Raw genomic sequence first — 1,197 nt, 5'->3', positions numbered from 1 at the left:
GTGTCCTACGTAAAGAAGAAGCGCACATCCGGAAAATCCGGATGTGCGCCATATGTTCGTATACAAAAATTGAGGGTCTCTGTTATCCTACGGTTACACGGTTAATAACCTGTCCCCATGCGGCTACGATCAGACTCAGGTTCGCTTTTGTTGCATCGAAAACGATGTCGAGCTGTTCTGAAGCGCTTACAGACAGTTCTTGCGTATTTTTGAGATTTTTGCTGGAAAGAACCAGGATATCGTCTCTGTAAAGCTCTATCGTTACGTCATCAGAAGGTAAAATCGCGAGATGATCGGCTGTCAATTTACCATTGGCATTCATGGTAGCCGGCAAAATATATTCTACTTCTTCACCAGCGATTTCGCCGTTGTAGTTAACCATAGAAGATGAGGTTTTGATTTTGTAGTAAAAATCACCACTTGTCGTACCAAACTTCGTGGCTATTCCTGTGGTGGTCAGTGACAATTCAGCCACTTTTCTTTCGATAGACAAAACAGGAGCTTCCTCTGCGCGTGTCACACTGGCACGGTCGATAGAAAGTTGTCCATGGAACAGGTCACTGGGGGAATTAGTGACCTGTCCATTGTTTTGTTTCAACTGAACACGTAAATCGGTCAAAATGCTGTTTTGGTTGAGTGAACTAACTTCTTCTTTGTTGTTTGTTAATCCTGCGTATGCAACCACGGTTATTTTATCGGTTGCGTTAGCAGCGATCGATATCGTGCGACGGTTTAAAACCGTTGATTTGTCAATTGTTTTTGTTTCCAGGTAGTTGTAGTTTTCGTCGAAAACGAATAGGGTTACATTTTCTACATCGCCTTTGGTTGTGATGTCTTTGCCTTTGGACACGGCTTGCAGCGTCAACGTATAGGGGCTTACTGAGGTAGATGTTCCGGTACTGGCCGTAACATTGTTATCCTTCTGGATGTATTCCATATTGGAATCATCAGAAGAACAAGCTGTGAACGCTAAAATGGTAGCGATCAACCAAGCACCTACTAAACCTTTGGATAATGTATTCTTTTTCATGACTCAATAATTTGTATACGTTGAACTTTTTAATTGTTTTGTGTCTTTAAGATCGGGACCCTCACCCCGGTATATCTCTCATTCACGATGCAAATATATAGGCGGAGAATCACCCCTGCAAGTATTTAAGGTTAAACAAAGTTAAAAGCATCAATATTCTCTCAAAA

1 protein-coding gene is annotated in these 1,197 nt (G+C 41.9%); it reads right to left on the bottom strand.

Annotated features, from left to right (window positions below; translation table 11 throughout):
• Positions 1 to 82: 82 nt before the first annotated feature.
• The gene (locus M2133_RS15575) at positions 83 to 1,030 is read right to left on the bottom strand and encodes a FimB/Mfa2 family fimbrial subunit (protein WP_277467121.1); all 948 of its coding nucleotides are present in this window, start codon (positions 1,028 to 1,030) and stop codon (positions 83 to 85) included.
• Between the last annotated feature and the right edge of the window lie 167 nt (positions 1,031 to 1,197).

It is taken from the genome of Parabacteroides sp. PF5-6 (assembly GCF_029504695.1).
In the GTDB taxonomy this organism is placed as follows: Bacteria; Bacteroidota; Bacteroidia; order Bacteroidales; family Tannerellaceae; genus QVMG01.
Note: the sequence above shows the minus strand (reverse complement) of the source record. Positions and strands in the feature narration are given on the sequence as shown.